This window comes from Aquiluna sp. Uisw_065 (assembly GCF_047731275.1).
Classification (GTDB): Bacteria; Actinomycetota; Actinomycetes; order Actinomycetales; family Microbacteriaceae; genus Aquiluna.
The window spans coordinates 966,904-992,994 of the sequence record NZ_CP159836.1 but is presented as its reverse complement, the minus strand read 5'-3'; the positions used below and the strand labels follow the sequence as shown (position 1 = coordinate 992,994).

Below are 26,091 nucleotides of genomic sequence, written 5' to 3'. Positions count from 1 at the left end.
CTAGCTTGTGGTGATGCCCGCAGGTTATTTATCTTTGGTTCCGATAGCACTCATTGCTGCTCTCGCCATCCCACTGTCGATCACTGATATTAGAGAGCACCGGCTTCCAAACAGGTATACCTACTTTTTGATCGCCACTGCTACTGCGGGAACATTGCTTGGCAGCCTCCTTGAGGCTCTGTGGGTGGATTTTGCGGCTGGCATTGCCCTTGGGGTGGTAACTGCTCTTGTCGGCTACCTGCTGGCTAGATTCGGCGCAATCGGCATGGGCGACGTAAAACTGTTGACCGCGATGCATGTTTGCCTAGGTTGGCATTCGCCGGTTCTAGTTTTATTTTCTCTCAGTCTTAGCTTGGCTCTGGCAAGCTCAATCAGCCTTATTGGTCTAGTGATGGGAAAACTAAACCCCCGAACGCTAATACCGTTGGGTCCCTATTTACTCATTGGGTTTTTAGTCGTTTCATATTCACCGGTGTCGGCAGTGATTACTGGGGAGGCCTCGTCATAGGTAGCACTGCTAGCAGTTGGTCGAGTTGCTCGAGGCTCAGTGTGTCGCCGTCGACATACCCCAGATCACGCGCAGCCTGTTTCACCGTGACAGCGTTTGCCACCGCGTGCTTGGCAATCTTTGCGGCCGCTTCGTAGCCGATTACCTTATTCAGCGGCGTGACTATCGCTGGTGATGATTCTGCGAGTGCCTTGGCTCTATCCTGATTCACCAGTAAGCCGTCGATTGTTTTGTCGGCGAGTACGCGCATTGAGTTTGAAAGCAGCCTGATTGACTCCAGGAGGGCGTTTCCCATGACTGGGATAGCAACGTTCAGCTCGAAGTTTCCACTTGCGCCGGCCCAAGTGACGGTCGCATCATTTCCAATTACTTTTGCGCAAACCATTAGCACGGCCTCCGGGATTACCGGATTGACCTTGCCCGGCATTATCGAGCTACCGGGCTGAAGATCCGGAATCTGTAGTTCGCCGAGTCCAGTGTTCGGGCCAGACCCCATCCAGCGAATATCGTTATTGATTTTAGTTAGGCTCACCGCCAAAACTTTCAGCGCACCGGATGCCTCGACTAGCGCGTCTCTAGCCCCCTGCGCTTCGAAGTGGTTGCGAGCCTCGGTGATTGGAAGGCCGGTTTCTTTGGCTAGATGGCTAATTATTGCCTGGGGGAAGCCCTTAGGCGTGTTTATGCCAGTGCCAGTGGCGGTGCCGCCCTGCGGGACTTCGCTGACTCTTGGCAAGGTCGCTTCAACTCGCTCGATCGCGTATCGGATTTGGGCTGCATAGCCAGCAAATTCCTGTCCAAAAGTAACCGGGGTCGCGTCCATCAAATGGGTACGGCCAGGCTTCACGAGATCACTCCATGCGGCTGCCTTCTTTTCAAGATGTCCGGCTAGGTAGTCAAGTGAAGGAAGGAGATCTTTGATGAGCGCGCTAGTGATTGCGACGTGAACCGAGGTGGGAAATACATCATTGGAGGATTGCGACATGTTTACGTGATCGTTTGGGTGAACCTCGGACCCCAAGTGAGTCGTTGCCAGGGTAGCTAACACCTCGTTCATGTTCATGTTCGAGCTAGTGCCACTGCCGGTTTGAAATACGTCTACTGGGAAGTGCTCATGGTGTTTGCCGGCGATAATCTGGTCAGCGGCAAACTGAATTGATGTGGAAATACTCTCGTCGAGAATGCCCAGCTGGGAATTAGCTAGTGCTGCAGCTTTTTTGATGCGGGCCAGCGCAACTATCTGTTCTTTTTCTAATCTGGTTCCAGAGATTGGAAAGTTTTCAACCGCACGTTGAGTCTGAGCTCTGTAGAGAGCGTCTTTGGGAACTTTTACTTCGCCCATTGTGTCTTGCTCTATGCGATATTCCATCAATCTCTCGCTATCTGTCTAATTCTATTTTTCCACGATATTCGACGACGTGGACTTCACCAAGCTCTAGTTTGTACTGTGCTCCGACGATAGCAACTCGACCGGCCTTAATTGCATCTCTAATAACGGCAGATCTGTCGGCAATTTCTTGAACGGTGTCCTTGATGTGGCGGTTGGTGAATTCGTCGATTGACGTTTCTCCAAGTGCTAGGCCGCGCTCAATGGTGGGAGTAATTCGGTTAACAATATTGTGGATGAACTCGCCTTTTGCAGATAGCTTTCCTTCTTGAGCGGCCATGCCAGCCTTGATAGCTCCACATTGATCGTGGCCGAGTATCAGTATCAGTGGAACGCCGATCACTTCAACTGCGAACTCCAGGGAGCCCAGAATTGTCTCTGCCAACACTTGACCTGCATTTCGAACAACGAATAAGTCTCCAAGCCCAACATCGAAGATCATCTCGGCCGCAAGTCTCGAGTCTGAGCAGCCAAAAACTGCTGCGAATGGTGTTTGCTCTCCTGCTAGCTCGCGCCGTTGTTCAGCGTCTTGATGCCTGTGCTCGGGGACACCGGATACGAAGTTCTTGTTGCCCCGCACTAGCTTGCTCCAAGCTTGCTCGGAGCTCAGAACTTCGGCCATACGTTTCCTAGTTGAGTTCAGATGAAATGGCCTTCGCCAGCTTTTCAAAATCAGCTGTTGCGGCTGTTCCATAGATTACAACCACGGAATTCTCTAGTCGGTGCAAAAGCGCATATTCGGTGGTCCCGGGAGGAGAAGACGGGTTTATTGTTGGCCATATTTCCCAGGTCAATCCCGACAGTTCAATTTGCCCGTCTTGGAAATTACTGCTTAGTAAGTCGCTCTCCCAGGAGGGATTGGAATCATAAGCTTGAGAAAGTCCAATGTACTGGTTGTCCTCGGTCACGAATCCGACGTACCAACTGACAACTCCGAGGTTTGTCTCCAATCGTGCCGCGTTAGCCCACCAGTCCAAAGGGACCTCAGGGCTCAGGGCTTGCCGCCCGAGTGACTCTGAGGCTTCGATTGAGATTGTCTGGTAGTCCACCGCAGCAATTCGATTGCTGTCATCCCTTGGAACACCAAGATAGATTGCCGCCACCAGACCCGTGGTCACAATTAGCGAAAGGATTAAGTTTCTTATGGTTTGTTTGGCTCGGCGCTGCTCTGGGGTAAGGCTCACTTGGTCTGACGCTCCTTGGAGGCTTTGTCTAGTTTCTTGCGGGCTCCACTCAACCACTCTTCGCAGTGCTTAGCCAAAGCCTCACCACGCTCCCACAGGGCCATTGAGGACTCTAAGCTCACATTCTGCTGCTCTAGTTGCTGAACGACTTCCTGAAGTTCGTCCCTGGCCTGCTCGTAGCTCAGTGAACTAATTTCTTTTGACATCTCTCTCCCTAACATCATCTACTGTTGCTGAAATTTCCTGGCTGGCCGAAATGACACTAAATGCCTCGCCTTTTTTTGCTTTGTTGATTACCTTGCCATCGGCCGAAGTTATCACCGCGTAGCCGCGTTCCAAAGTCAATTGCGGCGATAGGGATCTAGCTCGAGCATGTAACTGCTCAACCTCAGCAGTGCTCCGCTCAATTCGGAATCCCAAGATTTCAACAAGCCTTCTGGTTGCCTGGGTCAAAATATCTTGTTGGTTATCAACGAAACCGAATGGAGATGCCAGAACGGGCCGGGACCTCATCGAGGTAATGCTTTGCTGCTGGTTTTCAACCAGTGATGACATTCGAAACCAAATTCGTTCCGCGGCATTGGAGAGCTTGGAAAATTCTTCTGCGATGTCTGGGACAACTCTTTTAGCGGCATCAGTAGGCGTTGATGCTCGGAGGTCCGCAACTAAGTCTAAAAGTGGCTGGTCATTTTCGTGGCCAATCGCGCTGACAATCGGTGTTTTGGCTGCGGCAGCAGCCCGCACCAGGCGCTCGTCGCTAAAAGGGAGGAGATCTTGGAAGCTTCCACCGCCACGGGCGATAATTATTACGTCCACATCAGGCATTAGGTCCAGTTGCTCAAGAGCCAAAATGATTTCTGCCACTGCTCGATCGCCCTGAACTAGTGTGTTTATCACTTCGAAATCGACTTCGGGCCAGCGCAGCCGGGAGTTTTGAAGGACATCCTTCTCGGCGTCAGATTTTGCCCCGGTGATGAGACCAATTTTGTTTGGCAAAAAAGGGAGAGGCTTTTTTAGCCCCGCATCAGTTAGGCCCTCGGAGATCAGTTGAAGCTTCAGTTTTTCGATTCGCTCAAGAAGCTCTCCAAGTCCAACCTTGTGCATCTGGATAACGCGCATCGTTAGCTTGCCGTTTTTCGGCCAAAACACCGGTTGCACAAGTGCTACTACTCGGTCCCCTTGGCTGAGTCCAGAGGCTATCTCGGCTCCGGAGCTTGCAAAAGCGTGTATTTCAATTGAATTTTCAATGTCTAGATCACGGATTGACCCAAACATGTTCGTGCCACGCTCGGTGAAGGACTGCAGTTCTCCCTCAATCCAGACTCTCCCAAGTTTCTCAATCCAGTCTTTGAGTGATTTAGATAGAGTGGCAACCTGCCAGGGGGAATGCTCAGTGCTAACTTTGGATTGCAACTCATTACCAACTGCTTGCTCCAAACTGACCTCCTTGCTGGGGTTTGTAGAATTGAATGGTGACTGTTATCAACAATACCGACCTAAAAGACACTGGATCGAACAAGAAGGTTCTCCTAGCGGCGCCGAGAGGCTACTGCGCAGGAGTAGACCGAGCGGTGATCGCGGTCGAGAAGGCTCTTGACCACTACGGAGCACCGGTTTATGTTCGCAAGCAAATAGTCCACAACAAACATGTCGTTCGCTCCTTGGAGCGTCGTGGAGCAATTTTTGTGGAAGAAGTCGACGAGGCACCCGAGGGTTGCGTCATGATTTTCAGTGCTCATGGAGTTTCTCCAGCGGTAGTTGCGATGGCCGAATCTAGGAACCAACAAACCATCGACGCTACCTGTCCGTTAGTAACCAAGGTCCACCGCGAGGTTCAACGTTTTGAAAAAGAGGGTTACGACATTCTTCTGGTTGGCCACGAAGGTCACGAAGAGGTTGAGGGAACCGCCGGTCAGGCTCCAGGCATCGTTCAGTTAATTGACGGCAATGACGACATTGCAAAGGCAAAAGTGAAAGATCCGAGCAAGGTCATTTGGCTTTCTCAAACTACGCTGTCGGTCGATGAAACCATGGAGACTGTTCTAAAGATTCGCGAGAGGTTCCCGCTCTTGGAGAATCCACCCAGTGATGACATCTGCTACGCCACCCAAAACCGTCAGGTAGCCATCAAGAAAATAGGCGCCGATTCTGATCTTGTGATTGTTGTCGGATCGGCAAACTCCTCAAACACCGTCAGGCTTGTGGAAGTTGCTCTTGAGGCAGGGGCAAAAGCCGCCTATCGAGTCGACTTTGCATCAGAAATTGAAGACTCCTGGTTCGAGGGCGTTGCAACAGTTGGAGTGAGTTCGGGCGCATCAGTACCTGAAGAGCTTGTTTCGGACGTACTCGACTACCTCGATGAGAAGGGTTTTGGCAACGTTTCGACTGTTACGACTGCCGAAGAAGACATCCAGTTCTCGCTTCCAAAAGAGCTTCGCAAGGAGCTAAAGGGCGCAGGTCACGACACGTCGAACAAAAAGCGCTAAGAACCCCTAGGGAAGCTTTTTAGAAAACTACCAGGCGGACTTGCCGGCAGAACCCAACTGCGTGGCAGCCTGAATAACTCGAGATGCCATTCCTGCCTCCGCGGCAGCTCCCCAGTTTCTGGGGTCATATAGCTTCTTGTTTCCAACTTCGCCATCGATGCGCAAAACCCCATCGTAGTTTTTTAGCATGTGGTTGACCACTGGACGGGTGAATGCGTATTGGGTGTCGGTGTCGATGTTCATCTTGATTACACCGAATGAAACGGCATCGGATATCTCTTTGTCAGTTGATCCGGATCCGCCATGGAAGACCAAGTCAAACGGATTCTCTTGTCCGTATTTCGCCCCTACTTCACGCTGTATTTCCTCGAGTAACTCAGGTCGCAGGTGTACGTTGCCCGGCTTATACACACCGTGAACGTTGCCAAAAGTTAGTGCCGACAGGTATCGCCCTTTTCGGCCCATACCCAGTGCTTCTATCGTCTTGATTCCATCTTCCACAGTTGTGTAGAGGTGCTCGTCGATTGCACCCTCAACGCCGTCTTCTTCGCCGCCAACCGCGCCTACTTCAATTTCAAGAACTGCTCCCACGTTGTGGGTTTTCGCAAGTAGCTCCTTGGCAATAACCAAGTTCTTATCGAGGGCAATCGCCGATCCATCCCACATATGGGAGTTGAAAATCGATTCGCCGCCTGACCTAACCTGCTCCGCTGAGAGCTCCAAGAGGGGTCGCACGAATCCATCAAGCTGATCTTCTGAGCAGTGATCCGTGTGGAGGGCGACCTTAATGTCATAGTTCTTAGCGACCTCTTTAGCAAACGCGGCAAAGGCCAATGCTCCGGAAACTCGGTGCTTGATTGTCGAGCCCGACCAATAGTCTGCTCCTCCTGTGGAGACCTGCAAGATGCCATCGGAACCGGCTTCCTGCAAGCCGGCAAGAGCTGCATTCAAAGTCTGGGAGCTCGATACGTTTAGGGCTGGATAGGCAAAGCCTCCGGCTTTGGCGCGGTTCAGCATTTCAGAATATTCGTTGGAAGTTACGACTGCCATGATGTTTGCTCCTTAGGGCTTTGCTGGCTCACCGAGAAGGTGATTTCGGTCTGGATTTTGGTCAACTGTCGCCGAAACAAGATTTTCAATACTTTGGAGCCCACTGGTAGGTTGTTGGACTTTCGCCGCACCCCATTGAACCGCCGCCGAAATACCTTCGGCGATGTCGAACCCGACGCCGTAAGCGGTTTCGTCAGCCGGATGCGTGGCCAGTGCCGCAAGAAACCCGGCGATTGTCGAGTCTCCAGCTCCAACGGTGTTGATGACCTTCACGGGAGCTGTGCGGGCATGTATGGCGTGCGAGCTTGTTACGGCAAGTATTCCGTCGACGCCCAACGAAGCCATCACACAGTCGATTCCCCAGCCATTTAGCTTGCGGGCGGCATCAATGACGTCCCCGAAAGTACTGAGCTCTCTTCCGACACATTCGGCTAGTTCGTGAGCGTTGGGTTTCATAATTGTGGCGCTACCATTTTGAGCCCAGAAACGAAGTGCGGGGCCGGAGGTATCAAGTACAACGCGAACATCGAGTTTTTTTGTTAGATCAAAGAGCGGCTGAAGATCTATCGCCTTGCCTGTTTCCAGTATGTCTGGGTGAGCCCCAGCAACGACTAGCCACATGGCGCCGCTCGCGACCAAGGTTTCCTCAGTGAGCCTCAGGACGTGATCCCAGTCCGCTTGCTTTAGGGGTCTTGGGTTTTCATTAATTTTTGTGGTCGGTCCGTTTTCTTCGACGATTGTAGTTGAGACACGAAGTGTTCCTTCAACCCAAAGCGGCGTGAGAAATTCAGAACCGGTGCGCTCCAGAACTCCAGTGTCCGCATCACCGATTGGGACGATTCCAGGGGCTTCTATATTCGCAAGTCTCAGGGCTCTGGAAACGTTGATTCCCTTGCCGGCTAACTCTTCGCCCACTCGGGTAGCACGGTTTACGCCACCGGGTTCAAGGTTGTTCACGAAGTAGGTTCTGTCAAGAGTTGGCGCAGGTGTAAGTGTGACTATGGAGGTATTGCCTGCCATGGTTACTCCTTGAAGGTGGGGTAGTAAAAACTGAGATTCCACTCACATCTTTGTAGGCGCGTCCTCAACACTATAGCGATAAGCGCTCAGTCGTCCGAAAGCTCTTTGGCCGTCATTGCGGTTGGAGATTCTTCGATTTGCTTGGGTTCGGTAATCGAATCAATTCCCAGCTCATTTTCGTCGAGATCATTTAGCTTCCTGGCAGTCACCAGCATTCTGGACTCCAAGCTGGAGACGAAGGCGTTATAGGACTTCACCGTTGAGGTGAGTTTGTTGCCAAGGTCTGAGGTGAGAGTTGCAAGTTTTCCAACTCGCTCATAGAGCTCCCGGCCCAGTTTGATCATTGAGCGAACCTGGGACTCATCCGCGTTTTGGCGCCAAATGTAGTTGATTGTTTTGAGAACGGAAAATAGCGAAACCGGAGATGAGAGCGCAACATTTTTCTTGAATGCGTACTCCATCAGGGCAGGGTCTGAATCCAGAGCGGCAGAAAGCAGAGATTCGCTCGGCAGAAAGCAGATTACGAAATCCGGAGATGAATCCAAGCCAGTCCAATAGGCCTTGCTGCCCAAGTCGTCAATGTGTTTTCTTACTGCGGCCACGTGGTCCTTAATGAGCCGGTCCCGCCTGCTGGCTTCTTCGCCAGTTGCAAGTTCCGAGATAGCGCTGGCTTCTTGATAGGCGCTGAATGGGACCTTTGAGTCAATAGCTAGAGACTTGCCTGCGGGAAGGTTTATGACCATGTCGGCTCGACCGATTCCGGTGTCGGTTGATATCGTTGCCTGCTCGGAAAAGTCGGCATGCTTTATTAGACCCGCAAGCTCAACCAGCTTTCGAAGCTGAGTCTCACCCCAAACGCCTCGAAGGCTGTTTGAGCTAAGCGCTTGGGAAAGTTGCTGGGTCTGCTTTCTAAGGTTCTCATCGGTTTCGATGGCGGTTCTAAGTTGCTCGGAGATGGAACTGAATTGCTCGGTTCGCTCTCGCTCCAGGCGTTGGACAACATCTTGCATTTGTTGAAGCTGCAGCTTTACTGGTCCAAGCTGGACTAAAACTTTGTTTTCTTGGTCTTGCTGATGAGCCTGAATTGCGGAGGCTTGGTCGGCCTTGAGAAGCTGAGCGCGCAGCTCCTTTTCTGTTGCCTCTAGGCCGGCCAGCTTGCTTCCAAGTTCCGGATCAGAGCCAACGATTTTTCGCTTCTGGTATCTGACGCCGAATACGGCTCCAATGATTAGGCCGAACAGTAGGGCGCTGACGCCTGCCCAAATGGCCGTGCTGCTCGCAATAAGTCCAGTTTCCATGCTCACAAGTATTGCAGTGGGGTCAGACTAATAAGGTCTTAAAACGCTGCTTGGTTTTGATTAACAACTCATCCAGAGAGCCCGCCTCGTGCCGGTTGGCCATGTCCAGCGCAATTCTTGCGCAGGCGTCGGCATCTGCCAGTGCATCGTGGTGAGCAAATTCTTCGTGCCCTATCGCGTAGGCGACCGCGTTCAGACGGTAGCTGTCTAAGTTGTAGGTTTTCCTGGCCATGTGCAACGTGCACCCGTAGCTCAAGTTCGGAAGATCAAATGACACTGCCGCGGCCGAAGCTCGAAGCACGCCCATGTCAAAAGCGGCATTATGAGCCAGAAGTGGTAACCCGTCGGTAAAAAGTAACAATTCTGGAAGCACTTCCTCCCAATCAGGAGCATCGGCTACATCCTCCGGCTTGATTCCGTGGACCCGGATGTTCCCTTCGTGGAACCAGTTGTTTGGAAAAGGTGGTCGAAATAACATCGACAGTGTCTCGATTATTTGGCCATCGGTAACCTTCACCAGGCCAACTGCGCAGGGGGAAGCGGGCGAGGAATTAGCTGTTTCAAAGTCAATGCTTATGAATTCCATGGCCACACATTAAGTATGAGGCAATAAGCTTTGCCGGTGGCCCTAACTATCGGAATCGTCGGCTTGCCCAATGTTGGCAAGTCCACCCTGTTCAACGCACTGACTAAGAACAACGTCTTGGCGGCGAATTACCCATTCGCCACAATTGAACCCAACATCGGCGTTGTGAACCTTCCAGACCTGCGCCTCAAGAGGCTGGCAGAGATATTTGGTTCGGAGCGAATCCTTCCAGCAGCGGTTTCTTTTGTTGACATCGCAGGAATCGTCAAGGGCGCATCAGAGGGTGAAGGTCTCGGAAATAAGTTTCTGGCGAACATCCGAGAGGCAGATGCAATCGCTCAGGTAGTCCGTGGATTCGCCGATAGTGACGTTATTCACGTCGAGGGCAAAGTTGATGCTGGTGGAGACATCGAAACAATCAACACCGAATTGATTCTTGCCGACATGCAAACTCTCGAGAAGGCAAGGCCAAGACTTGAAAAAGAAGTCAAGGGCAAGAAAGTCGATCCGTCGGTGCTCGTAGTAATCGATGAAGCAATGGCTTGCCTAAACGGCGGGACACCGCTGTCGTTGTCAAGTATCGACTTAGAGCCGATTCGAGAGCTCGGCCTGCTGACCGCAAAGCCAATTTTGTTCGTGTTCAATGTTGACGAGGAAGTTCTTGGAAGCCCGGAGCGGCTTCAGGAGCTGGCCAACCTAGTTAAGCCCGCGGAAGCGGTGTTCTTGGATGCCAAGGTCGAATCGGAGCTCATCGATCTGTCTCCGGAGGAGGCTAACGAGTTACTTGCGTCGCTCGGGCAAAACGAGTCGGGTCTTGACCAGCTTGCACGAATCGGATTTGAGACTTTGGGACTTCAGACCTATCTAACTGCCGGGCCAAAGGAATCCAGAGCCTGGACAATACCAAAGGGTGCCAAGGCTCCCCAGGCTGCCGGCGTTATTCATACTGATTTTGAAAAAGGCTTCATCAAAGCTGAGGTTGTTTCGTTCAGCGATCTAGACAGTGCGGGCTCCATGGCTCAGGCTAAATCACTCGGCAAGGCCAGAATCGAAGGCAAGGATTACACAATGCAGGACGGCGATGTTGTGGAGTTCCGCTTTAACGTTTAGCCAGATCTAAAAATTACTCTGATCAGGCGTCTAGTGGATACGACGACATCCGCCGATACGAGTGCAGGCTGCTTAGAGCATCGCCGCCAAATCTCCTCCGATTGATGGGTAAACGGCGGTAGTCGACCTCAACTGTTTCGTGGTCAGGCCGTGTTTCATGGCCAAGCTAATGGTGTTGGCAACTTCGGAATAGTGGTGACCGAAGAGATGAGCGCCGATGATGCGGTCCGTGTTTTTGTCAATCAGGATCTTGGTAGCCCCGGCTGTCTCTCCAATCCGGTAGTTCGAATACCAGCCACTGGTATCGGAGTAGCGCACGTCGACGTCGAAGCCTTCCGCGCGGGCGTCATGCTCGAGCAAGCCGACTCGCACGAGTTCGGGAATTGTGAAGACGGCAGCGGGTATTGCCCGATAATCCGGTGTGACTGTGCCGGATTTCAGTATGTTGGACGCGGCGACCTGAGCCTCAAACACGGCGACCGGTGTGAGCGGCATCCCTGGAGTATCCGCAGAATCTCCCGCCGCATAAACATGAGGGTTCGTGGTGCTTTGCAGGTGGCCTGCAACGCTGATGCCCTTGGGGCTGTAGGCGATGCTGCCGGCATCAAGGCCCATTCGGGTGAGATCCGGAACACGCCCAGCACCGTGCACGACAAGGTCAGTATCGATCGTGGCTGTCTCCCCACCGCGTTCCACAGTGATCCGAAAACCCTGGGGAATCTTCACCACGCTGGCGATCGTCGTGTTGCGCTGGACGGCAACGCCGGCGGTTTCGCCGCGCTCCAGGAGAAGTTCGACGAGGTCGGGGTCGAATTCTTGCAGCGGGATGTCACCACGGTCGAGGATCACGGGGGAGCTTCCCGCACGCGCTGCGATGTGAGCAAACTCAAAGGACACGAGGCCACCGCCGATGAAAGCGATCCGGGGTGGCAGATTCGGCAGATTCAGGAAGTCAGTGCTGTCGATGAGATGCTCATGCCCGGGAAAGTCGAGTTCGCGAGGCCGCGCGCCGGTCGCGATAAGGATGTTGCTCGCCTCATAGATCTTGCCGTCGATGTCGACGTGCGTGTCGTCCGTGAACGCCGCCACTCCATGGAGCGTGGTCACGCCCTGTGAGCGAAGGCTCTCTTCCATATTTTTCGGAACTGGGTCGGTGAAGCCGTGTTTGTGCTTCATCAAGTCAGCCCAGTTGATGCCGAATTGATCACCTTCAATGCCTTTGCCACTAAACATACGGGCGGCATCAACGATTTCTGCGCCGCGGCGAAGGATTTTCTTCGGGTCGCATCCCCGAAGGGCGCAGGTTCCTCCGTATGGAAGTGCATCAACGATAGCGACGCGCCGGCCCTGCGAGGAGCTCTTTGTTGCGGCGGACATTCCGGCCACTCCTGCGCCGATTACGAGTAAGTCGAATTTTTCGGTCATGATTCCATCATTGCATAGCCATGCGATTTGGTGGAGTTTCGCCGTAGCGCTTAGCGAGTAGTTGGAATCTAATTAGCCGCTTGGTGCATCTTTGGGCCTGGTGCGTTGCTTTCGGCCTTTTACTAAACCGACCTCGTATGAGGTGACAGCAATGATGGTGACGGCAAGTAGCGGCAAGACGAACCAGAGCATGACAATTGTGAAGCCTTGGGCCGCATCGTGCTCGGTTGATGCGAGCACGAGATAGAGGGTGTAGGCAGCGTAGAGTGCCACAAACATCACGCCTTCCCAGCGAGCAATGATGAAGCCAGTGAATGCGATTGGTAAAAGTGCAACTGCCGCCGCGAGCATCAGCGGGAGATCAAGCGCAATTGCAGCTGAGGGCACCGGAATGCCCTGGCCGAAAATAATGGCTGGCAGACCAAGCACTACACCGATGTTGAAAAGATTACTGCCGACAATGTTTCCAACCGCCATGTCTCGCTCGCCGCGCCTGAGAGCGATGATCGAGGTGGCAAGTTCCGGCAACGAGGTGCCTAGGGCGACAACGGTCAGTCCAATAACCAGGCTGCTCACGCCGAGCCCCGTAGCAATATTCACGGCTCCCGAAACCAGCAACTGAGCTCCAAGAACCAATAATCCAACCCCGACTGCAAGTAATAGTGCGGCCAGCCACATGGATGTCGGCTTGCTATTACCCGGTAGCTCATTTGGTTGATGATCCGGCTCGGCGGCAGTGCGCTTGCCAATCAAAATGCTCATGATTATGTGGAAAACTAGAACAGCAAGTAACAACATCCCATCAAAGATGCTGATTCTTCCATCTAGGCTCACCAGCACAAGCAGTAGCGAGAGACCGACCATTACCGGAATATCGAACCTAATCAGCTGACGCTTTATGACCAGCGGGCTGATGATCGCCGAAATTCCAAGAATCACCAAAATGTTTACGATGTTGCTTCCGACGACATTGCCCACCGCGAGGTCGGGTTCTCCATCCAGAACAGCGCCAACCGTCACTGCCAGTTCAGGGGCAGAGGTTGCGGCAGAGACAACAACCAGACCAATCACCAGTGGCGATAATCCAACTTTGGAGGCCAAAGTTGATGCGCCACGAACAAGGGCTTCGCCTCCCGCTATAAGAAGAATGAGGCCGGCAATAACCATCACGATGTCGGAAATATTCACTTTGGTAGCTTACGCTTCTGCGATTCCGGTTATTGCCAACTCGACTCGCTCATTCAGATAATCTTCTAGCGGTCGAAGGTCAGAGTCTGAAGCAGTCGACATCCAGCGGACTAGGAGTTGCTGAGTACGAACCCCGTCGACAACTATTTCTCTTAGCACTAGCGGCCCATTTTCTTTTGCCAGTGCCTCTAGGTCGTCTATTGGCAATCGACGAGGGTCAATCAAAACAGCGCTGTCCTCTGGGAACTTAGCCGCCAGAAGTTTCCTCCTCAGCTCTACTCGCTCCTGAGCGCTCTGAGCTTGATGGCCCGGCAGAACCTTGAGGCTCGCTCTGATTATCAAGCCTGGTTCAAATACATTCCCATGAGTGGTGACCACAAGAGCACCAAGCAAAAAGCCCTCGCCGGCCCTCTTGTAGGAGGCGGAGAGCGGGAAAGCCCCAAGAAGCCTGCGAGCAGGCGTCGATACTGCAAGCTGCTCAGGGTTGGCGCCAGCAGCCGACAGTTGGTTCGCTACCGAAGTGATTAAGTTTCTAGTTTCAGCGATCACCGAGTTCAAATCCATTGCTATATCGTGCCCTTCTAGTTGCTATCTAGCAAGCAATACCCCAATTGGCCCTGGGGCCATAGTGTGAAATTCGAGATTTCGCTTGGAAGAGCCAAGCTTGGGCAGGTAAGCATTTTGCAAAATTAGCGAGTTAGACTTCACTCCGTGACCTCGACCATAATCCGCTTATCAGTCTCCGACGATATCGTCAGTTGGTTTGATTCAGTCGGTCCAATCCTCTTCTACACGGTTGTTTTTGGTCTCGTGTTCGCCGGGACCGGTTTGTTCATTGGTGCCTTTATTCCTTTTATAACTGGGGATTCTCTGGTATTTGCCGCTGGCTTGGTTGCGGCAGCCAACGCTGATTCAATCAATATTTTTGTCATGGTTATTGGGGTCGGCATAGCCGCTTGGCTCGGCGATCAGGTTGGCTACACTCTTGGTCGGCACTATGGACGCCCTTACCTCGATAATCGTCAGGGCAAATGGTTACAAAAAGCCATCATCAAGTCAGATCAGTTTTACGATCGTTACGGCTGGTGGTCAATTGTTGTTGCAAGATTTGTGCCCTGGGGAAGAGTAATAATGCCTGCCCTAGCAGGCATTAGCAAGATGGATTACTACAAGTTTTTTAGTGCCAATGCTGTTGGTGCGGTCGTCTGGGGATCGGGCTTGACCATCGCCGGTTACTTCACTTATTCGATCCCGGGCGTGAGGTCAGCGGTCTACATAATTGCGCTTGTTGTGATCACACTCAGCGTTATTGCTGGAGTTCGAACTTGGCGGGCTAACCGGGTTTAGTTTTCCACCGTAATCTCGCATAACTTAGTGGTTTGTTCTTGCTCGTAAAACTCATCTTCTTGAATGGACCAAGCCGCCCAATACGAGTCAAACTGCCCCTGATCTCTTGCTGAGATTCTCGTCTTTCTTTGGCCCGCGTCACTCTCGATCCAGATCGTCAGGTCCGCTAGCTCGCTGGATGCCTTGGACACAGAGCCGCAGCCCTCGGCAAGAACTAAATTGCCGCCCTCAAAACTGCGCCAACCATTCGCCGGTTCGTTTGACGTGCCTCTTCTGCCTAATTCCCAGTCCCAGACTTGCCAAGCCGCCTGCTTTCCGGCCGCAATTGGCTGAAGAATGCTTCGGTTTAGATAGGTCGACCCTGCCCTGAGGCCATCCCAGCCCGGGTATAAATCGTCCATGTGGATTAGCTTGGGGAGTTGCTTCTCGGATCGAAAAATCAAGTCTGCGAGCTGGCCGGTAAAGCGCGACTTTCCGGATCCGGCTCTGCCGTCAATCAGAACTATGGCTGTGTTTTTTGTATTCATAAGAACATCAAGCTTGGAGTGAACCGAAACAAGGGCCTCTTCGTAGCTAAGCAAATTTCGCGGCATATGGTGAGTTTAGGCGGAATTCCCGTAAGCTTAGAAAGGCTATTCCAGCCTCCTCAGAATTTTCCCAACCCAAGGTCTATATAAAAATGAAGAACAACGCGCTCAGGAACCTAGCCATCGTGGCCCACGTGGACCACGGTAAGACTACTTTGGTGGACGCCATGTTGCGCCAGACTGGCTCTTTTGCCTCTCACGGGACGCAGGGCGAGCGCGTCATGGACTCCGGCGACCTTGAGCGCGAAAAGGGAATTACGATCCTGGCCAAGAACACGGCGGTTCGCTATGAAGGGCCTGCAGCCAAGGGTGAGTCGATCATCCTAAACGTTATTGACACCCCGGGTCACGCTGACTTCGGTGGCGAGGTTGAGCGCGGTTTGTCAATGGTCGACGGTGTGCTGCTTCTAGTTGATGCATCAGAGGGGCCCTTGCCACAAACCCGTTTCGTGCTGCGCAAGGCACTTGAAGCCAGACTTCCCGTGGTGCTACTTGTAAACAAGACTGACCGCCCGGATGCCAGAATCGACGAGGTAGTTGAGGAAAGTCATGACCTACTTCTGGGACTTGCTTCTGATTTGAACGACACTATGCCGGATTTGGATGTCGATGCAATTTTGGATCTTCCTGTTATTTATGCTTCAGGCCGAGCTGGTCGAGCATCACTAAACAAGCCAGCAGATGGTCAGTTTCCAGACTCGGAAGACCTAGAACCTCTATTTGAGGCAATCTTGAAGTACATCCCGGCTCCTACTTACGAAGAAGGCGCACCACTGCAAGCCCACGTCACCAACCTTGACTCATCTCCATTCCTTGGTCGCCTAGCTCTGCTTAGGATTTTTAACGGTGAAATCAAGAAGGGTCAGACAGTTGCCTGGGCTCGTCAAGACGGAACCACTCAGAACGTAAAAATTACCGAGCTGCTTGGAACAAAGGCCCTGGAGCGTATGCCAATCGATAGTGCCGGTCCTGGAGACATCGTGGCTGTTGCCGGTATCGAGGACATCACCATCGGTGAATCACTTTGTGACCCGAATGACATCAGGCCGTTGCCGCTAATTACAGTTGACGATCCTGCGATCTCGATGACCGTTGGTATTAACACTTCTCCTATGGCCGGCCGCGTCAAGGGCGCCAAAGTCACCGCTCGTTTGGTGAAAGATCGACTAGATCGCGAGCTGATCGGTAACGTTTCGATTCAAGTTCTTCCAACCGAGCGTCCAGATGCTTGGGAAGTTCAGGGACGAGGCGAGCTAGCTCTAGCCATTCTTGTTGAGCAGATGCGTCGCGAGGGTTATGAGCTAACAGTCGGCAAGCCACAGGTAGTTACCAAGAAGGTCGACGGCAAGGTGCACGAGCCGGTTGAAGACCTGACCATTGACACCCCAGAAGAGTTCTTGGGTGCTGTCACGCAGCTTCTAGCCGCCCGCAAGGGCCGCATGGTCAACATGACCAATAATGGAACTGGATGGGTGCGAATTGAGTTCATGGTTCCATCACGAGGACTTATCGGATTTAGAACTGAGTTCCTGACCACAACCAAGGGTGCCGGTATCGCGAACGCACTGGCTGCTGGCTATGAGCCATGGTTCGGCCCAATTGTTACTCGACAAAATGGATCTATGGTTGCAGACCGAGCCGGTGTTGCGACGCCATTTGCGATGATCGCGCTGCAAGAGCGTGGATCATTCTTTGTTGAACCAACCAGTGAGGTCTACGCCGGAATGGTAGTAGGCGAGAACTCTAGGGCTGATGACATGGACATCAACATCACAAAGGAGAAGCAGCTCACTAACATGCGAGCTGCTTCTGCTGACAACTTTGTTGGCCTAACTCCTCCCAAGAAGCTTTCTTTGGAAGAGTGCCTGGAATTTGCTCGCGAAGACGAATGTGTTGAGGTCACGCCAGAAGCCACCAGAATTCGAAAGCTGGAGCTCGATCCAAACGTTCGTGCACGCCATGCTTCTTCCAGAAAGCGCGCTTCCGAAAGCTAGGCGATTTTGGAATCTATTGAATAGATTTCGGCGGGGTCCTTTCGCGTTCTTATCGCTACTTCTCGCTCGACTATCTCTGCGCTCTGGTTTTCAGTTGTGCCTTGCTTGCCGATCGCAATTACGCAGATAACTTCCCGATTCTTGGCGCCGACTATGTCCGAGACGATCTGGTGATTGACGCCTCCCATGTAGTGAGCCTTGAGGCCCATAGCTTCGGTTTGGGTAACCAGCTGGCTCGCTGCCAGACCAACATCGAAAAAGGTACCACCTTGGTTTCTAGGTTCACCATCAAATTTTGTATCGGCCAGCAACACAGCATAGGCAGATCCCTGTGGAGCCCAGGCTTGGTTGAATCCCATTAGTCCGGATTCTGACATTTTCGCAAATAGATCGGTTCCGGATCTTAGAATCACCACGTGCCAATTTTGATGGTTGCTACTTGAAGGGCTCCAGCGGAAGGCTTCGCCAAGGCTCGTCGCTTCGGCGTCAGACAGCTTGTAGCTTGAATCAAAGATTCTTGGGCTCCACCTGTTAGAGATAAGTGGGTGTAGGTCTGCGCTAGTTTGGGCAGTTTTTTCTATTAAAGGACTCATAATTACTACAACAGTACCCGGTTAGTCATTAGTCCCTTCGGACACTAACATTAGGGAGTGTCATCTCGAGGTTTGATTCTGTTCTCGATGGCTGGCCTATTCTGGGGCCTCCCATACTTCTTTATCGCACTTGCTCTAGAGAGCTTCTCAACACCCACGATTGTTTTTGCCAGGACTTTTCTTGGCGCGCTGGTTCTGATTCCTTACGCGGCTTTGACCGGTGGACTAAAGCCAGCACTGAGAGCCTGGCCTTATGTGGTGATGTTTGGACTTATCGAGATGGTGGGTCCTTGGTTTTTGATTACCGAGGCTGAGAAAAACATATCTTCCGGTCTTGCCGGTCTTTTGATTGCAACTGTGCCATTTTTTGCCGTAGCGGTGCTGGCTATTTTCCTAAAGGATCGTAAGGCTCTGCGTCCGCGCTCATTGGCTGGAATGCTAATCGGTTTCTTCGGCGTTGTTGTTTTAGTCGGAATCGACTCATTCTTGGGTGCAGTGAATCCGCTATTTGTGATGATGGTCATTCTGGCCGCCGTGGGCTACTCAATAGCACCGATTATCGCAAGCAGAAAGCTAAACCATGTTCCGAGTGCGGGGGTAATTGGTGTCAGCATGGCGATGGTTTCAATCATATACGCGCCGTTTTCCTTGCCCGGCTTGGGCGACGAGTTGGCCGAAGCGACCACCTCTAGCATCTGGGCGATTATTGTTTTGGGGCTGGTGTGTTCGGCGTTGGCATTTGTGGTTTTCTTCATGTTGATTCAGGAAGTTGGGCCCGTCCGAGCCACTCTGATTACCTACGTCAATACTGCCGTAGCTCTAACACTGGGTATCGTGTTTTTGAACGAGCCGATCACCATCGGGTTAGCGGTTGGATTACCACTTATTGCTATAGGTCTTTACTTAGCCGGGGGCACTGAGAAAAAAAGAGAGATCCCAGAAACTCCGGCCTAACCAGAATTTCGAATGGGCTTCGGAAGCATTTCAGGAGCTAGATCAGGTATAGATCGTCTCCGGTAATGTTGAGCAATCTGGCATTAACACCGACCGCAACAGTCCCGGCTGGCATGTCCTTGGTCACTACAGCGTTAGCACCAACGGCACAGTCATTACCAATGCGAATATTGCCGATTAGTTTTGCTCCGGCACCGAGAATTACCCTATCTCCGACCGTGGGGTGGCGCTTTACAGGGTCCAGGGTTTTACCGCCGAGGGTAACGCCGTGGTACACCAATACATCGTCTCCGATTACTGCTGTTTCACCGATAACGACGCCGACGCCGTGATCAATAACGAACCGCTTCCCTATTGTTGCACCGGGGTGAATCTCAATGGCGGTGAAGAATTTAGCGTGGTTTGAAACCATTCTTGACAGCGTTCGGAGCCGGAGATTCCACAATCTGTGCGCCAGACGATACTGCCAAATCGCGTGGAGACCTGCGGACGTGAACCACAGCTCCCATGCACTCAATGTGGCTGGATCGCGCTCAAGTCCTGCGCGAATGTCTTCCCTAAAGCTCAAAGCTTGCTCTGGTATTCATCTTGCAGGTCGCGGTAAAGAGTTGAAGATACATAACGCTCACCAAATGAAGGAACGATCACCACTATTTGCTTGCCGGCAAACTCTGGGCGTGCTGCAACTTGGCACGCTGCCCACAGCGCAGCACCCGACGAGATGCCGGCCAAAATACCTTCTTCGGCGGAAGTTCGCCTTGCAAATTCAAATGCTGTGGCATTTTGGACGCTAATAACTTCGTCATAGCTTTTGGTGTCGAGTATTGAGGGGATAAAGTTCGGCCCAATTCCCGCCAGCGGGTGACCGGCTGCATCGCCTCCGGTCAACATTGGAGAAGAAGCCGGTTGAACAACGAAGCTTTTTATCTCTGGATTGAGTTCTTTCAGTCGCTGTGATGTTCCAGTAATGGTGCCGCCGGTGCCACTTCCCGCAACTAGGGCAGCGACTTGGCCATCGGTATCGGCCCAAATCTCCTCGGCGGTGGTCCTCCGGTGAATGTCGGGTCCGGCTTCATTGTCAAATTGGCGCATCATGACTGCGTTTTCGATTGTCCTACCTAATTCATCGGCCTTGGCAACTGAGCCTTTCATGCCCTCCGCCGCAGGAGTGAGTACTAGCTCCGCACCGTAGGCACGAATCAAGATTTTGCGCTCCATGCTCATGGAATCCGGCATGACGATAATGGTCTTGTAGCCGCGTGCCGCACCCACCATAGCCAGTGATATGCCGGTGTTTCCGCTGGTGGCTTCGATAAGAGTCCCGCCAGGCTTGAGCTCGCCTGATTTCTCTGCGGCGTCCACCATGGCGATACCCAGTCGATCCTTCACTGAGGACGACGGATTGTAAAACTCGAGCTTGGCAAGGACAGTGCCCTTGGCACCGTCGGTTACTTTGTTCAGGGTGACAAGAGGGGTATTACCGAACACTTCGGTGATGTTGTTGTAAATACGCAAGAGATCAGTCCTAAAAGTCGAGGCTACAAGATTCTAACCAGAGTGGGGTGTGCATAAGTCCTTATTGCCGATTGTTACGTCTTGGGTATTGATTTGGCAAGAGTGGCTAAGTCGGAATCGGAGCGATCGCAAATACTGTTTGAATCGATGAAGAAACTCTCTATTGCTGTCCTCTTGGGACTCGGCGTTATTGGCATTGCTGGCTGCAGTATCCAAGAAGTGGCCTCCACTGCAGCTGATGCCGCTGCATGCAAGGCACTCAGCTCCACCTTGAGCGGCATCTCTGGTGCCTATGAGAAAGGCCTAGTTGACTCCGGCGTAATTACCCAGCTCGATTCGATTGTCGGAGAGCAGGTTGATTTTTTGCTCTCGACTGAATTGGCGGCCGACCTCGGTGAGCTTGCTAAACAACTAAGCCAATCAAGCCCTGCGCAGGGAACTTCGGACAAGGTCGCCGAACTAACCGCGAGTATCGCGGAAAAGTGCTCCGGATACGGCGTTGATTTTTCAAACTGACCGTGACATCACTTCTGGCATCAGTAACCTAAGAGCATGAATGTATCGCCTCCGGAACTGCACCCCGACCGTAACTTGGCACTGGAGTTGGTGCGAGCCACCGAGGCCGCGGCAATTCGTGCCTATCCATTCATTGGCAAAGGCGACAAGAATGCGGCTGACGGCGCGGCAGTCGATGCAATGCGAGCTTTCTTGGGGACCGTTAACTTCGAGGGCCTCGTAGTCATTGGTGAGGGCGAAAAAGATAACGCTCCAATGTTGTTCAACGGTGAAATCGTGGGAACTGGTAACGGCCCGAAGGTTGACATCGCCGTTGATCCAATCGATGGCACGTCACTGACGGCAGCCGGAAGGCAGAATGCTATTTCTGTCATAGCGGTTGCGGATCGTGGTTCAATGCTCGATGCTTCTACGATTTTTAAAATGGACAAGTTTGTGACCGGCCCAGCCGGAATCGAAGTCTGTGACATTAGGCAGTCAATGGATGAAAACCTCCGTGCTTATTCAAAAGTAACCGGCAAGCCAGTGGCTGAGATCCTGGTCGCAGTTTTAGACCGCGAATATAACGCCGAGCTCGTAGATGAAATCAGAAGTGCTGGAGCGGCGACCCGATTGCTTCGAGACGGCGATGTTGCCGGCGGCATTCAGGCCGCGAGAGAAAATTCGCGAATCGACATGTGCGTCGGTAAGGGAGGGTCGCCAGAGGCAATTATTACCGCCTGCGGCATTCAGGCCCTAGGCGGCCTTATTCAAGGGATTCTTGCTCCTGGCGACGAGGAAGAAAAAAAGCGCGGCCTCGATGCTGGCTTGAAGTTTGACTATGTTTATGAAACCAACGAAATGGTGAAATCTGACAACACATTCTTTGTTGCCACCGGGGTAACCGACGGCATGCTGTTCGCGGGTGTAAAAAAACTTGGCAAGACCATAATCACTGAGTCATTGGTGATTAGGGGGAGATCCGGAACTGTAAGAACTGTTGTGGCCGAATACAAAGCTGACCGTTGGCTCTAGTGGGCCAGCTCGTCATCAACGAAGTGGTTTTTGGCAATTTGAATCCCCATCAAAGCACTAAATAAAGCAACCCCAAACAACATCCAAAGAGCAAATTCCCAGCCTCCGGTGATCTCTCGGAAGACTCCTACCAAAAACACAATAATCGTGGTCATTGTGTAGCTCATTCCTTGCCCAAACGAGCTAACGGCGAGCACTGTGCTACGTTCCCTCGACCTCAGGTTATAGAGGGTAAGGGCAAGAGGGAACATCGTCGGTCCAAGGCCCAGTGCCGCAACCCAAATCCAGAGGTGCGCCCCATCGGCCCAAAGAATACCCAGTGCTCCGGTCATTCCCATGGAGCTCGAAAACCAAATAATCGGGGCGTGTAGCCGCTTGTACTTGACTGCTAGCCCGGGGATTATCAGTGCCGCTGGGAGCCCCAAAATTGCAAACAGTGACAATAGTGCTCCAGCCTCTGCCACACTCACCGAATTGTGTTCAAGCAATAAAAGTGGCAGCCACGCAAAGCTCACGTATCCGAAAACGGAAGTCATTCCCTGGGTCCCAAATATTGCCCAGGCCGTTGGCGAGCGCCAGATTGCCTTTTGTTTGACTACACCGGGTGGGGGCTTCTCGGGCGTGGAGTTTTTTCGAAGGGCAATGAGTGGTAGCAGGGTAAGTGCCGCCATCAGCGCCCACTGTCCGAGGGAAAAGCGCCAGCCGCCTAAATCTGCAAACGGAACAGCCAGGAACGAGCCCGCTGATGCGCTGAGGGCTGCTAACGAGATGTAAAGACTAGAGATCAAGCCCACTCGGTTTGGGAAATACTTTCGAACGATTACAGGCATCAGGATGTTTCCAATCCCCATGCCCAAAAGACACATCATGCTGCCCACGAATAAGGCAGTCGAGTCCCAGGACAGGGCCCTAAGGACATGACCGCCAATAATTAGTAGCGAGGTTGCAATAAGTGTTTTTTCAACACCGATTTTTCTGGTTGGAACGTTTGCCATTGTGGTGGCTATTGCGAAAGCTAGTGGAGCCGCGATCCCAAGTAGGCCAATAGTCACAATGGGGAGCGAAATTTCCTCTTGTATGTAGGTAACCAGTGGAGAGAAAGAGCTAACGGCGGTCCTCATGTTTAGTGCCAGTAGCGCGATTGCTACGATCGCCAGCCATTTTGTCCTGCGTTCGGTCAAAGCTAAGAGTCTGTCTGAAGAATTTGAAGCGCTTTTTCGTGCAGCTTTCCGTTAGTTGCTAGAACTGTTGAGGTGTCGTTTTCTAATGGACCGGAAAATGAGCTGATCATCCCGCCAGCCTCAAGGAGAATAGGAACCAAGGCCGCAATGTCATAAACCTTCAAGTCATGCTCGGATGCAATCTCAATTGCGCCTTCGGCAACGAACATGTAGCTCAGAAAGTCACCGTAAGCGCGAGTTCTAAGAACCTTAGTTGAAAGTTCCATGAGCTGATCCAGGTATCCCGCGTCACGCCACTGCTCCAATGAATTAAAACTTAGAGTCGCATCGGCAAGCTCTGAGATGCCCGATACCGCTAGTTTTCTCACGGTGCCATCAATGTCTTTGGTGAAGGCCCCTTTGCCGCTAGCGGCCCACCAGCGCCTTGACAAGGCCGGGGCGGAGACGACCGAGGCAACTAGTTCTTGGTCAACGCGAAGAGCAATCAGAGTTGCCCATATCGGAACACCTCGCAGATAGTTTGCGGTGCCATCGATCGGGTCGATAATCCAGGCTCTCTGCGAGTCACCAGTGTTTTCAAATTCCTCTCCGATGACAGAGTCGGCTGGGCGATAAAGCTTCAGTAAATCCCGAAGTTTTTGTTCCACTGCCCGATCGGCATCGGTTACCGGAGTCCTGTCGGGTTTCGCTTCAATTTTTAGATCCAGTGCCCGATAGCGCGATAGTGATATTTCATCGGCGGCATTCGCGAGGACCTGTGCAAGCTCTAAATCGTTCATCTTGTCACCTAATCTACCGAGGAAAGTGACTCAAGCAGTCTTCGAAGTGAGTCCAGCCTCAAGGGAGAAATTTCTCCAGCCAGCATTTTTTGATCCAGCGCGCAATCTGGCGAATCGGCCAGATGGGTGCATCCACGAGGGCAGTCGCTACTAGCGTCACTCAAGTCCGAAAAGCCCTTGAGTAAGCCATCCGCATCAATGTTGGATAGGCCAAAGCTTCGTATCCCTGGGGTGTCAACCAACCAGCCCCCTTGAGCCCGAATGGCGTGCGCGGAGCTAGAGGTGTGGCGACCTTTGCCCGTGACCTTATTGACTATCCCAGTCGCACGGATAAAATCCGGAGCTATTTGGTTAATAATGGTGGTTTTGCCAACTCCGGAGTGTCCCACAAACACGGTGGTGTGGCCCGTGAGCATTTGTTTTAGTGATTCCAAGTTCGGAGCATTTTCCGAGGTTTGAATAATTTCTAAGTCAAACCCTTGAAAACTATCGATGAAATCCCTTGGATCCGCAAGATCACACTTAGTCATAATCAAAATCGGTTTTAGTCCAGAGTGAAAAGCAGCGACTAAATACCTGTCGACTAGCCTCGAGCGCGGCTCGGGATTTGCTGCGGCCATGACAATAACTAATTGGTCTGCGTTGGCCACAATTGTTTGTTCCAGCGAGTCGCCGTCTTCGGCGGATCGTGAAAGAGCATTCCTTCTGGGCTCAATGCCCACGATCCTGGCTAGAGCACCTGAGGCTCCAGTAACGTCGCCGTCAAGTCGAACTCGATCGCAAATCACGCAGCCATCTTTGCGAAGCTCTTTGGCCAATGTCGCCGTTATTTCCTTACCTTCATCGGTAAGAATGCGGTACCTAGCTAAGTGAACCTCTAAGACCATCCCTAATGGCGCTTTGCTAAAATCTGGACGCCTCTTCGTTCTTGGCCTTGAGCCCTTGGGGTTAGGCCTAATGCGGACATCATCCTCATCAAGATCCATGGGATCAGCCCTAGACCAGGTCATTATGCCCCGAGCATCTCAAGCCACATCTTTGCAAAGTTGGGCATGGTTTTCGCGGTTGTTTCAATGTTCTCTACCTCAACACCGCTTACTGCTAGTCCTATGATCGCTCCGCTGGTGGCCATTCGATGGTCGTGATAGGTGTGCCAAAGTCCGCCATGTAGAAGCTGTGGCGTGATCTCGATTCCGTCCGCAAGCTCTTTAGCGTTTCCGCCGAGGTTATTTATTTCAGCCACTAGTGCCGCGAGACGGTCGGTCTCGTGCCCCCGGAGGTGCCCGATACCTATCAGCTTGCTTGGACTAACCGCTAGTGCGCAGAGGGCTGCAATGGTCGGCGCCAGTTCGCCGGCCTCTGACAAGTCGGCTTCGAGGCCAATAATTTCTCCGCTGCCCGAAATGGTGAGCACATCGTTCACAACTTCAATATTCGCGCCCATGCGAGTCAGAAGTTTTCGGTAGTGGTCTCCAACTTGAGTTGTCGAACTAGGCCAATTCGGAATCTTGACGGTTCCTCCGGTCACCATTGCTGCTGCAAGAAACGGACCCGCATTTGAAAGGTCAGGTTCAATTACGACTTTGCCACCAGAAATCGGGCCGGGCTCTACCTTCCAGCTGGAATTGTCGAGCGCTTCAGCTTTAACGCCCCTCGCTCTGAGGGTGTGCAGGGTCATCTCAATGTGAGGCAGTGAAGGTAGACCATGACCTTTGTGGCTGAGGGTTAGGCCTTGATTGAATTTGGCAGCGCTAAGCAAAAGCCCAGACACAAACTGCGAGGATGCTGATGCATCGATGGTTAGCACACCACCGGTGACCGCCCCTTTGCCAATGACGGTGAAAGGGAGTGACTTGGCACCGGAAGTGACTTCGGCCCCTAACGCCTGCATTGATTCGATTGTGGTTTTCATTGGCCGCGCTCTGGCACCGGCGTCACCATCAAAGCTAACCTCGCCGTCCACCAGCATCGATAGCGGCGGGACGAATCGCATAACTGTTCCGGCAAGACCGCAATCAATTTTGGCAGGACCGGATAGCTCTCCAGGGGTAACCAGCAGATCCGAACCTTGCCACAGGAATTTGGTTCCCAGAGACTTTAGAGATGCGATCATAAGTTCGGTATCTCTGGATACCAGGGGTGAGATAAGTTCAGTTGGCTCTTCGGCCAATGCTGAGAGCACCAGCTCACGATTTGTGAGAGATTTGCTCCCAGGCAGCACAACTTCGGCGCTAACGGCAGAAGATAGCGGCGCGGGCCACGTTGAAAACTCAATCATCACTCCAAAGATACAAGGAATGGCGGCTATCGGCATGTCGGGCCCATCGTTCCTCGAAAGGTTTTGTTGTGAATTATTTATGCTTGCACCTGCT

Annotated in this window: 28 protein-coding genes; 8 read left to right on the top strand and 20 right to left on the bottom strand. The window is 52.4% G+C overall.

Annotated elements, in window-relative coordinates; all coding sequences use genetic code 11:
* Window positions 1-13 precede the first annotated feature (13 nt).
* Window positions 14-508: a prepilin peptidase gene (locus ABXT50_RS04960; RefSeq protein WP_415273782.1), complete on the top strand. Its 495-nt coding sequence runs from the start codon at window positions 14-16 to the stop codon at window positions 506-508.
* Here ABXT50_RS04960 and ABXT50_RS04955 read toward each other — a convergent pair.
* From ABXT50_RS04955 to xseA, 5 genes are read right to left on the bottom strand one after another with little or no spacing between them, the layout of a single operon-like run.
* A complete protein-coding gene (locus ABXT50_RS04955) occupies window positions 486-1,874 on the bottom strand; it encodes a class II fumarate hydratase (protein ID WP_415273781.1) in 1,389 nt (462 codons plus the stop codon). The genes ABXT50_RS04960 and ABXT50_RS04955 overlap by 23 nt on opposite strands.
* A 10-nt stretch (window positions 1,875-1,884) precedes the next feature.
* Window positions 1,885-2,514, bottom strand: a complete 630-nt coding sequence (locus ABXT50_RS04950) for a carbonic anhydrase (RefSeq protein ID WP_415273780.1) — start codon at window positions 2,512-2,514, stop codon at window positions 1,885-1,887.
* Between the two features lie 7 nt (window positions 2,515-2,521).
* Window positions 2,522-3,076 carry a DUF4245 domain-containing protein gene (locus ABXT50_RS04945; protein WP_415273779.1) on the bottom strand — a complete coding sequence of 185 codons (555 nt, stop codon included), beginning with the start codon at window positions 3,074-3,076 and terminating at the stop codon, window positions 2,522-2,524.
* On the bottom strand, window positions 3,073-3,282 hold the full coding sequence (locus tag ABXT50_RS04940) for an exodeoxyribonuclease VII small subunit (protein WP_007542392.1): 210 nt from the start codon (window positions 3,280-3,282) through the stop codon (window positions 3,073-3,075). Before ABXT50_RS04940 ends, ABXT50_RS04945 begins: the two co-directional genes overlap by 4 nt.
* Window positions 3,266-4,513, bottom strand: a complete 1,248-nt coding sequence (gene xseA / locus ABXT50_RS04935; protein ID WP_415273778.1) for an exodeoxyribonuclease VII large subunit — start codon at window positions 4,511-4,513, stop codon at window positions 3,266-3,268. The genes ABXT50_RS04940 and xseA overlap by 17 nt, the downstream gene beginning before the upstream one ends.
* Before the next feature lie 32 nt (window positions 4,514-4,545).
* On the opposite strand from xseA, the gene ABXT50_RS04930 reads away from it, so the two are divergent.
* Entirely contained in the window at window positions 4,546-5,562 is a 1,017-nt protein-coding gene (locus ABXT50_RS04930) for a 4-hydroxy-3-methylbut-2-enyl diphosphate reductase (RefSeq protein WP_415273777.1), read from the top strand.
* Window positions 5,563-5,589: 27 nt separating this feature from the next.
* Here ABXT50_RS04930 and fbaA read toward each other — a convergent pair whose 3' ends face one another.
* From fbaA to ABXT50_RS04910, 4 genes are all read right to left on the bottom strand, one after another.
* Entirely contained in the window at window positions 5,590-6,612 is a 1,023-nt protein-coding gene (fbaA, locus tag ABXT50_RS04925) for a class II fructose-bisphosphate aldolase (protein ID WP_415273776.1), read from the bottom strand.
* A 12-nt stretch (window positions 6,613-6,624) separates the two neighbouring features.
* Window positions 6,625-7,632 (bottom strand): 1-phosphofructokinase family hexose kinase, encoded by a 1,008-nt coding sequence (locus ABXT50_RS04920; protein ID WP_415273775.1) that lies wholly within the window; start codon window positions 7,630-7,632, stop codon window positions 6,625-6,627.
* A gap of 86 nt (window positions 7,633-7,718) precedes the next feature.
* The gene (locus ABXT50_RS04915) at window positions 7,719-8,930 is read right to left on the bottom strand and encodes a DNA recombination protein RmuC (RefSeq protein ID WP_415273774.1); all 1,212 of its coding nucleotides are present in this window, start codon (window positions 8,928-8,930) and stop codon (window positions 7,719-7,721) included.
* 22 nt (window positions 8,931-8,952) lie between these two features.
* Window positions 8,953-9,516, bottom strand: a complete 564-nt coding sequence (locus ABXT50_RS04910) for an exonuclease domain-containing protein (RefSeq protein ID WP_415274813.1) — start codon at window positions 9,514-9,516, stop codon at window positions 8,953-8,955.
* A 36-nt stretch (window positions 9,517-9,552) separates the two neighbouring features.
* Between ABXT50_RS04910 and ychF the strand changes: the two genes are divergently transcribed.
* Window positions 9,553-10,626 (top strand): redox-regulated ATPase YchF, encoded by a 1,074-nt coding sequence (gene ychF, locus ABXT50_RS04905; protein ID WP_415273773.1) that lies wholly within the window; start codon window positions 9,553-9,555, stop codon window positions 10,624-10,626.
* Window positions 10,627-10,698: 72 nt separating this feature from the next.
* Here the strand turns inward: ychF and ABXT50_RS04900 are convergent, their stop codons facing one another.
* The 3 genes from ABXT50_RS04900 to ABXT50_RS04890 form a co-directional block, all read right to left on the bottom strand.
* Entirely contained in the window at window positions 10,699-12,051 is a 1,353-nt protein-coding gene (locus tag ABXT50_RS04900; protein ID WP_415273772.1) for a dihydrolipoyl dehydrogenase family protein, read from the bottom strand.
* Window positions 12,052-12,123: 72 nt separating this feature from the next.
* Entirely contained in the window at window positions 12,124-13,239 is a 1,116-nt protein-coding gene (locus ABXT50_RS04895; RefSeq protein ID WP_415273771.1) for a calcium/sodium antiporter, read from the bottom strand.
* A gap of 9 nt (window positions 13,240-13,248) precedes the next feature.
* Window positions 13,249-13,803 (bottom strand): hypothetical protein, encoded by a 555-nt coding sequence (locus tag ABXT50_RS04890; RefSeq protein WP_415273770.1) that lies wholly within the window; start codon window positions 13,801-13,803, stop codon window positions 13,249-13,251.
* 147 nt (window positions 13,804-13,950) lie between these two features.
* Here ABXT50_RS04890 and ABXT50_RS04885 point away from each other — a divergent pair, with 147 nt between their 5' ends.
* Window positions 13,951-14,586 (top strand): DedA family protein, encoded by a 636-nt coding sequence (locus ABXT50_RS04885; protein ID WP_415273769.1) that lies wholly within the window; start codon window positions 13,951-13,953, stop codon window positions 14,584-14,586.
* Here ABXT50_RS04885 and ABXT50_RS04880 read toward each other — a convergent pair.
* Window positions 14,583-15,179, bottom strand: a complete 597-nt coding sequence (locus tag ABXT50_RS04880) for an ATP-binding protein (protein ID WP_415273768.1) — start codon at window positions 15,177-15,179, stop codon at window positions 14,583-14,585. The two genes, ABXT50_RS04885 and ABXT50_RS04880, sit on opposite strands and share 4 nt — an antisense overlap.
* 86 nt (window positions 15,180-15,265) lie before the next feature.
* On the opposite strand from ABXT50_RS04880, the gene typA reads away from it, so the two are divergent.
* On the top strand, window positions 15,266-17,167 hold the full coding sequence (gene typA / locus ABXT50_RS04875; protein WP_415273767.1) for a translational GTPase TypA: 1,902 nt from the start codon (window positions 15,266-15,268) through the stop codon (window positions 17,165-17,167).
* Here the strand turns inward: typA and ABXT50_RS04870 are convergent.
* Window positions 17,164-17,760: a nitroreductase family protein gene (locus ABXT50_RS04870; RefSeq protein WP_415273766.1), complete on the bottom strand. Its 597-nt coding sequence runs from the start codon at window positions 17,758-17,760 to the stop codon at window positions 17,164-17,166. The two genes, typA and ABXT50_RS04870, sit on opposite strands and share 4 nt — an antisense overlap.
* Before the next feature lie 57 nt (window positions 17,761-17,817).
* Here ABXT50_RS04870 and ABXT50_RS04865 point away from each other — a divergent pair, with 57 nt between their 5' ends.
* Window positions 17,818-18,714 (top strand): DMT family transporter, encoded by an 897-nt coding sequence (locus tag ABXT50_RS04865; RefSeq protein ID WP_415273765.1) that lies wholly within the window; start codon window positions 17,818-17,820, stop codon window positions 18,712-18,714.
* A 37-nt stretch (window positions 18,715-18,751) separates the two neighbouring features.
* On the opposite strand, the gene cysE is transcribed toward ABXT50_RS04865, so the two are convergent.
* Window positions 18,752-19,282: a serine O-acetyltransferase gene (gene cysE / locus ABXT50_RS04860; RefSeq protein ID WP_415273764.1), complete on the bottom strand. Its 531-nt coding sequence runs from the start codon at window positions 19,280-19,282 to the stop codon at window positions 18,752-18,754.
* Complete coding sequence (gene cysK / locus ABXT50_RS04855) at window positions 19,279-20,229, bottom strand: cysteine synthase A (RefSeq protein ID WP_415273763.1); 951 nt, start codon at window positions 20,227-20,229, stop codon at window positions 19,279-19,281. The genes cysE and cysK overlap by 4 nt, the downstream gene beginning before the upstream one ends.
* 147 nt (window positions 20,230-20,376) lie before the next feature.
* On the opposite strand from cysK, the gene ABXT50_RS04850 reads away from it, so the two are divergent.
* Window positions 20,377-20,745, top strand: a complete 369-nt coding sequence (locus tag ABXT50_RS04850) for a hypothetical protein (RefSeq protein ID WP_415273762.1) — start codon at window positions 20,377-20,379, stop codon at window positions 20,743-20,745.
* Window positions 20,746-20,781: 36 nt separating this feature from the next.
* The gene (gene glpX, locus ABXT50_RS04845) at window positions 20,782-21,759 is read left to right on the top strand and encodes a class II fructose-bisphosphatase (protein WP_415273761.1); all 978 of its coding nucleotides are present in this window, start codon (window positions 20,782-20,784) and stop codon (window positions 21,757-21,759) included.
* Here glpX and ABXT50_RS04840 read toward each other — a convergent pair.
* From ABXT50_RS04840 to aroA, 4 genes are read right to left on the bottom strand one after another with little or no spacing between them, the layout of a single operon-like run.
* The gene (locus tag ABXT50_RS04840) at window positions 21,756-22,940 is read right to left on the bottom strand and encodes a CynX/NimT family MFS transporter (protein WP_415273760.1); all 1,185 of its coding nucleotides are present in this window, start codon (window positions 22,938-22,940) and stop codon (window positions 21,756-21,758) included. The two genes, glpX and ABXT50_RS04840, sit on opposite strands and share 4 nt — an antisense overlap.
* A 2-nt stretch (window positions 22,941-22,942) precedes the next feature.
* Window positions 22,943-23,719: an inositol monophosphatase family protein gene (locus tag ABXT50_RS04835; RefSeq protein ID WP_415273759.1), complete on the bottom strand. Its 777-nt coding sequence runs from the start codon at window positions 23,717-23,719 to the stop codon at window positions 22,943-22,945.
* A gap of 8 nt (window positions 23,720-23,727) precedes the next feature.
* On the bottom strand, window positions 23,728-24,729 hold the full coding sequence (rsgA, locus tag ABXT50_RS04830; RefSeq protein WP_415273758.1) for a ribosome small subunit-dependent GTPase A: 1,002 nt from the start codon (window positions 24,727-24,729) through the stop codon (window positions 23,728-23,730).
* The gene (aroA, locus tag ABXT50_RS04825; RefSeq protein WP_415273757.1) at window positions 24,729-26,033 is read right to left on the bottom strand and encodes a 3-phosphoshikimate 1-carboxyvinyltransferase; all 1,305 of its coding nucleotides are present in this window, start codon (window positions 26,031-26,033) and stop codon (window positions 24,729-24,731) included. Before aroA ends, rsgA begins: the two co-directional genes overlap by 1 nt.
* Between the last annotated feature and the right edge of the window lie 58 nt (window positions 26,034-26,091).